The organism is Candidatus Planktophila sp. (assembly GCF_044348745.1).
In the GTDB taxonomy this organism is placed as follows: Bacteria; Actinomycetota; Actinomycetes; order Nanopelagicales; family Nanopelagicaceae; genus Planktophila.
This window is the reverse complement of the sequence record NZ_JBIKSG010000041.1, coordinates 1-7,137: the sequence shown is the minus strand read 5'-3', so window position 1 is coordinate 7,137 and position 7,137 is coordinate 1. Positions and strand designations below refer to the sequence as shown.

Below are 7,137 nucleotides of genomic sequence, written 5' to 3'. Positions count from 1 at the left end.
CATGCCCTTGCGGGCAGCGCTGGCTATCGCCAAAGGACCAGTTTTAGTAGCCAGTGCTTTTGCAAACTTTGCTCGCGGTATTCGAACACTCACGCGATCTAATTCATTACCATCACCAAGATCCCAGCTAAGTCCTAACTGAGGCCTTAAATTCATGGACAACATTCCTGGCCAAAACTTTTTCATCAAACCTTTAATCTCAGGTGTAACTTCCCGAATGATTCCTTCAGTTGTTTTCACACTCCCGACAATTACTTGGGCAGCTGTGAGCAATGGGTCTCCACGCAAAACATGCATCGCTCTCACTGAGTCTGCTCTAAATGCATCACAGGCAAATGCATAACTATTTTCCATTGGAATGATGATTACGTAACCATCAGCAATTGCTTTGGCAGCTTTATTCACATGACGAGTTAGCTCACCTTTTTTCAAGTCAACATTTTTTGCCATGGCTACCTCCTAACTGCGCTAGTCCAACGGGGACGACCTACTAGGTCATCATGCAGGGCAATTTCCAGAAAATCTACTGACAAAGCATCGGTGATTGCAACGCCCTGTTCTTCTGTGTGTTCAATAACCAGAACCCCACCACTTTTGAGCAATCGGGCTGCAGCTGCGATAAATACCTTAGGAATCTCCATTCCCGTCGGGCCACCAAACAAGGCGATGTGTGGCTCAAAGCCGGCAACATCTCGAGGTAATGGTTGTGAATCTGGAACATATGGAGGGTTTGCAATCACCACATCGCACTTGATGCCAGGCAATACATCTGCAACATCTCCTTCCACAACCCGCACATTTTCTGCGATCACAGAGACATTTTTCTTCAGCCAGACCAATGCTTCAGGGCTCTTTTCAACCGCGATAACGCGAGTAGTTGGTGCTTCTGTTGCAATCGCTAAAGACAATGCACCAGATCCCGCGCCCAGATCAATAACACTCACGGGTGCCGGCAAATTTTCGATGTGCTGTAACACGGCTTCAACAAGTAACTCTGATTCAGGTCGTGGAACAAGCACGCCAGGACCAACTTCAATGTTTAAGTATCTAAAGCCGGCCGTCCCAGTTAAGTACTGCAAGGGTTCAAAGTTAAGCCGGCGATCTAATAATTCATAGAACTGCTCTTCAAGTACATCTTTGTCTTCTATCCCAAGCAGGGTTGATTCCACTAAAACTGAGTTGTGAAGATCCATGCGAGATAAGCCAAGAACATGAGCCAACAAATGCTCTGCATCTACTTCTGAGATTCCAGATTCAGCTAACTGCGATTTAGCATCACGCAGAATCTCTTTGATGAGCATGTTAGTTAGCGTTTGCCAAACGTGCTGCTTTGTCGGCATCTAGCAATGTTTGGATCATGTCATCTAGGTCCCCATTTAGGACAGCATCTAAATTATTTGACTTGTAGTTAACGCGGTGATCGCTGATGCGATTTTCTGGAAAGTTATAAGTGCGAATTCGCTCTGAACGGTCAACTGTTCGGACCTGACTCTTGCGCTCTGCAGATGCAATCGCTTCAGCCTTTTCCTGGGCATCAGCTAATAGACGTGCACGCAAGATGCGCAGCGCTGATTCCTTATTTTGTAACTGACTCTTTTCATTCTGACACGAAACAACAATTCCCGTTGGCACGTGGGTTAAACGCACCGCAGAGTCAGTTGTATTAACAGACTGTCCACCAGGGCCAGATGAGCGATAAACATCTACGCGCACATCATTCATATTTAGCTCAACATCTACCTCTTCTGCTTCAGGCAAAATCAGCACACCGGCTGCAGATGTGTGAATACGTCCTTGGCTTTCAGTTTCTGGCACACGCTGGACGCGGTGAACTCCGCCTTCAAACTTTAAACGCGCATATGGTGACTCACCTGGAGCTGCAACACCCTTTGATTTAACCGCTACGGAAATATCCTTATATCCACCCATTTCACTTTCGGTGGCATCGATGATTTCAACTTTCCAATTGTGCTTTTCTGCATATCGCATATACATACGCAAAAGATCGCCAGCAAACAGCGCTGATTCGTCTCCACCAGCACCTGCTTTAACTTCCAAAATCACATCACGATCATCGTTAGGATCACGAGGTAGCAATAACTCTTCTAACTTTTCTGCTGCTGCATCACGAGCAGCTTCAAGTGCGGGAATTTCAGATGCAAACTCTGGATCTACCGCGGCTAACTCTGCAGCTGCCAACAAATCATCTTCAGTTGACTTCCAGGCTTTAAAGCCCGCAACGACGGGACCTAGTTGGGCATAGCGTCGTCCAAGTTTGCGTGCGTTAGCTTGGTCCTCATGTATAGATGGATCAGCCATCTTTGCTTCTAGTTCGGCATACTCGCGCACCATTTCATGTGCTGATGCAAAGCGATCATTGCTCATCGACTGTTCCTTTCTATTCTTAGGTAAACCACTATTTGTTTAGTTGGAGAAATAAAAAAACCGCGACCGCAACCCAACTGGGTCACGATGCGGTTTCTTTAGAAAGCTAGTTAGCTGCTTTTTTACCGAAGCGCTCTTCGAACTTAGCCACGCGACCACCAGTATCAAGGATGCGCTGCTTACCTGTGTAGAACGGGTGGCAGACAGAACAAACTTCAACATAGATTGATCCGCTAGCAACTGTTGAGCGAGTTACAAACTTCTCGCCGCAACCACAAGTTACCTGGGTGTCTTTGTATTCTGGGTGGATCTCTGGCTTCATGGTTATTCCTTATATTCGTGTTTGGGTCTCATTGCTGAGTGAACCAAACGGACGGTTAACAGACCCCAAGGGTAAGCGATAAGCCTACTTTTGAGAAATTTACGCTTACTTTGAGTCGTCTGGACCCGAAGTTGTCTTCTGAATCTGCATCAAGAACTCGACGTTGGACTTAGTGCCCTTCATCTTCTCAAGTAGCAATTCGAGTGCTGCTTGTGGTTCTAGCGCGTGCAATACGCGACGTAGCTTCCAGACAATGTTGAGCTCTTCAGAACCCATAAGGATTTCTTCCTTACGTGTACCTGAAGCAACAACGTTAACCGCAGGGAAGATTCGCTTGTCAGCCATGCGGCGATCAAGGATCAACTCCATGTTTCCAGTTCCCTTGAACTCTTCAAAGATAACTTCATCCATGCGAGAACCTGTGTCAACGAGCGCAGTTGCAAGAATCGTGAGTGATCCACCATCTTCTATGTTACGAGCAGCTCCGAAGAACTTCTTTGGTGGATAAAGAGCAGCGGAATCAACACCACCAGAAAGGATGCGGCCTGATGCAGGTGCTGCGATGTTATATGCACGACCAAGGCGTGTGATTGAGTCAAGTAGAACAACTACATCGTGACCTAGTTCAACAAGACGCTTTGCGCGCTCGATAGCAAGTTCAGCAATTGTTGTGTGGTCATCTGCAGGACGATCAAAAGTTGAAGCGATAACTTCACCCTTTACTGATCGCTGCATATCTGTAACTTCTTCTGGACGCTCATCAACTAGCACAACCATCAAGTGACACTCTGGGTTGTTTGTTGTGATCGCGTTAGCAATTGATTGCAGAACCATTGTCTTACCAGCCTTTGGAGGCGAAACAATAAGACCACGTTGACCCTTACCAATTGGTGCAATCAAGTCGATAACACGTGTTGTAAGAACATTTGGCTCTGTCTCAAGACGCAAACGCTCCTGAGGATAAAGCGGAGTTAACTTTCCGAACTCAACACGGTTACGTGCCTCTTCCGGAGTCATTCCGTTAACTGTTTCAAGGGTAATAAGTGCGTTGAACTTCTGCTTTGTTTCACCCTCACGAGGCTGGCGAACTTGGCCTGTTACAACATCTCCCTTGCGCAGACCGTTCTTTCGAACCTGCTGCAATGAAACGTAAACATCGTTTGGACCTGGCAGGTATCCGGCTGTGCGAATAAATGCATAACTTTCAAGGATGTCCAGCAAGCCGCCAACGGGCACTAGAACATCATCTTCGCCAATAACTGGCTCGCGCTCTTCGCGTGGACCACGATCACGGTTGCGATCACGGTTGCGATCACGCCCACGGCCTCGGTCGTTGCGATCAAAGCGATCGTTGCGACCACCACGATCATTTCCACGATCATTTCCACGATCGTTGTTGCTCTGTGACGCTGAATCATCATCGCCATCATCATCTGAATCTTGGTTGTTGTTGGAAGGCTTTGATTCCTTCTTACGGTTATTACGCGCTTCGCGGCGTGCTTCGCGTTCAGCCTTTGCAGCTTCGCGGTTCTTTGCCTGTAAGTCAGCAATCGCTTCTACAAGTGCATCCTTTTTCATCTTTGCTGCGCCATCGACACCCAGTTGAGTTGCAACTGTCTTTAACTTTGGAAGGGTCATGGCAGCAAGCTCTGGACTTTGTGAGCGAACTGGTTCAATTTCTGTTGTCATGAATATCTTTTCACTATTGGTTCTAGGGCTTAAATCCTAAAGAACCTGGGATTTTTGTTTTTGAAAATATCTGATGTGTTACTGGCCGCTAGATGTGCCGTTCAGATGTGTAAAGGTTAGCAGGATAAGTCTTGAAATCGCAAAATTAGGCGGTGATCAGGCTTACACCTGTGCGTGAAATACCGAGTGAAATCATCTGGAACTTCTCCCCTGCCGCACGCTCTAATTCAGCTGCCTCTAACTCTCCGCCTGTGTGGAGAACCATGACCGTCGGACCAGCACCTGAAATAAAGGCTGCTACTCCTGCTTTTCGAAGTTTTGTCATCAGGGCATAACTGTTGGGCATCGCATCCTTGCGATAACTCTGGTGCAAATAATCCTCTGTTGCACCCAGCAATAGATCTGGGCGAGATTGCAAGGCTTGAACTAGGACTGCAACATTGCTTGAATTCTTGACTGCATCACTATGTGGGATTGATTCTGGCAACATCTTGCGTGCCTTTGATGTTGAAAATTCGGTAGCCGGAACAAATGCTAGCGCTCCAATTCGTGGATCAACCTCAAAGTTCAATGATTGGGCGACAACATGACCACGTTGAGATTCTTGCCAGGCAAGGTTTGCGCTTCCAAAAATGGCAGCTGAAACATTATCTGGATGGCCTTCCATTTCGTTGGCAATGTTTAACATATCTTCATTGCTCATTCGCTCGTTGCCACCAAGAACTAAACCACGAGCAAGTGCTAATCCACCAACTATTGCTGCCGCTGAAGATCCAAGACCCCGACCATGAGGAATAACATTTAGTTGACGCAATGCAATTCCGCGAGGACGCCCCCCTAAGAAATCAAAACCTTTATACATCGCTTTGATTACTAAATTCTTATCAGTTGTTGGAATGCTCTCTGCGCCTTCACCAGTAACATCAATATCAACACCAGGTTCATCCATGACCTGTGCCATGTAACGATCATGCATAGTTAGTGCTAATCCAAGGCAGTCAAAACCAGGTCCTAAGTTTGCACTCGATGCTGGAACTTGAACCTGAATAGGTTGTGCTTTAAATGTTGGTTTCATATTTCTTACGCTAGTCCTAATGCTTTAGCTGCGATCTTTGCATTAACCGGAACAATAACTGGCTTCTTGGCAGCCTCTAAGGCATATGGAATATCTTTCAGGCCGTGGCCAGTAACAGTGATGACAATCGTCTTTCCCTGCGGCAACTTGCCAGCCTTTTTGTACTTGAGTAGCCCGGCCAGCCCTGCTGCAGAAGATGGCTCAACGAAAATACCTTCTTTAGCTGCAATTAAACGGTATGCGCTCAGGATTTCGCGATCAGTCACAGAATCAATCACTCCACCTGACATATCGCGGGCCTCAACGGCTTGTTGCCAAGAGGCAGGGTTACCAATTCGAATGGCGGTAGCAATTGTTTCCGGATTCTTCACAATCTTGCCCTTAACAATAGGAGCGGCACCTGAGGCTTGGAATCCATACATCATCGGCAACTTGGTCGAAAGACCGTCTTTGTTGTACTCCTTATAGCCCTTCCAATACGCAGTGATGTTTCCGGCATTACCCACTGGAAGTGCGTGAATATCTGGAGCATCGCCAAGCATGTCTACGACTTCAAAACTTGCAGTCTTTTGTCCTTCAATGCGATATGGGTTAACAGAGTTAACAAGTGCAACAGGATAATTTTCTGAAAGTTCTTTTGCGAGCATTAAACAGTCATCAAAGTTGCCATTAACCTGCAAAATCGTTGAATCGTGGATTACAGCTTGTGCAAGCTTTCCCATAGCGATCTTGCCTTTAGGGATTAAAACCGCGGGTCGCATTCCCGCCTTAACTGCATATGCTGCAGCTGATGCAGAAGTATTTCCGGTTGATGCACAGATAACAGCCTTGGCTCCATCTTCAGCCGCTTTTGAAATCGCCATGGTCATGCCGCGATCTTTAAAGGAGCCAGTTGGATTTAAGCCTTCGTACTTGATCCAAACATTATTTCCCAGTAGCTCTGAAAGATTGCATGCATAGATGAGTGGAGTTCCACCTTCACGCAAAGAAACGATTGGAGTTTTTGCGCTCACTGGAAGACGGTGACGGTACTCCTCTATTACTCCGCGCCATTGATGCGCTCCGCTAACTTTTTTCGTAAAAAGGCCCATCAGGCAGATGCTCCTTCAACGCGAATAACGCTTTCGACTTTACTGACAATCTCCATTTTCTTAAGTTTTTCAACACAAGCATCTAGCGCATCTTCAGATGCCGCGTGTGTAACAACAATTAACTCGGCATCTTCGCCCAGGCCTGATTGACGAACTGTTTGGATGGAAACATTCTCACTGGCAAATGTTTGTGCAATTGAGGCCAAAACACCTGATTTATCAGCAACATGTAGACGGACAAAAAATTGAGATTTAACTGCACCTATTGGAGCAATATCTAAATCAGCATAATCTGATTCGCCATAACCAACTGTTGAATATGCAGCATGGCGGGCAACTGCCACTAGATCTCCAAGAATTGCAGATGCTGTTGGGGCACCGCCTGCTCCGCGGCCGTAGAACATGAGCTGGCCAGCGGCTTCAGACTCCACATAGATAGCATTAAATGCATTTCTCACAGATGCCAATGGGTGTGACAAAGGCAAGATCACTGGATGAACACGGACTGAAATTTCATCCTTAACAGTCAATTCTGCAATTGCCAACAACTTAATAACACTGTTCATTGATTTGGC

8 protein-coding genes are annotated in these 7,137 nt (G+C 46.5%); all 8 read right to left on the bottom strand.

Going from position 1 to position 7,137, the window contains the following annotated elements:
- The coding region (locus AC9UH7_RS05770; RefSeq protein WP_509596145.1) for an L-threonylcarbamoyladenylate synthase at positions 1–450 on the bottom strand (450 nt) is incomplete at its 3' end.
- Positions 451–452: 2 nt separating this feature from the next.
- Positions 453–1,301, bottom strand: coding sequence for a peptide chain release factor N(5)-glutamine methyltransferase (prmC, locus tag AC9UH7_RS05765; protein ID WP_509596143.1), 849 nt, complete (start codon positions 1,299–1,301; stop codon positions 453–455).
- Between the two features lies 1 nt (position 1,302).
- Complete coding sequence (prfA, locus tag AC9UH7_RS05760; RefSeq protein ID WP_509596142.1) at positions 1,303–2,385, bottom strand: peptide chain release factor 1; 1,083 nt, start codon at positions 2,383–2,385, stop codon at positions 1,303–1,305.
- 106 nt (positions 2,386–2,491) lie between these two features.
- Complete coding sequence (gene rpmE / locus AC9UH7_RS05755) at positions 2,492–2,707, bottom strand: 50S ribosomal protein L31 (RefSeq protein ID WP_509596140.1); 216 nt, start codon at positions 2,705–2,707, stop codon at positions 2,492–2,494.
- A gap of 105 nt (positions 2,708–2,812) precedes the next feature.
- The gene (gene rho, locus AC9UH7_RS05750; RefSeq protein WP_509596138.1) at positions 2,813–4,396 is read right to left on the bottom strand and encodes a transcription termination factor Rho; all 1,584 of its coding nucleotides are present in this window, start codon (positions 4,394–4,396) and stop codon (positions 2,813–2,815) included.
- Positions 4,397–4,541: 145 nt separating this feature from the next.
- Positions 4,542–5,471 (bottom strand): homoserine kinase, encoded by a 930-nt coding sequence (gene thrB, locus AC9UH7_RS05745; RefSeq protein WP_509596137.1) that lies wholly within the window; start codon positions 5,469–5,471, stop codon positions 4,542–4,544.
- A 5-nt stretch (positions 5,472–5,476) separates the two neighbouring features.
- Positions 5,477–6,562, bottom strand: a complete 1,086-nt coding sequence (thrC, locus tag AC9UH7_RS05740; RefSeq protein ID WP_509596135.1) for a threonine synthase — start codon at positions 6,560–6,562, stop codon at positions 5,477–5,479.
- Positions 6,562–7,137, bottom strand: a 576-nt coding sequence (locus tag AC9UH7_RS05735) for an ACT domain-containing protein (protein WP_509596134.1), incomplete at its 5' end; no start/stop codon positions are given. The genes AC9UH7_RS05735 and thrC, both read right to left, overlap by 1 nt.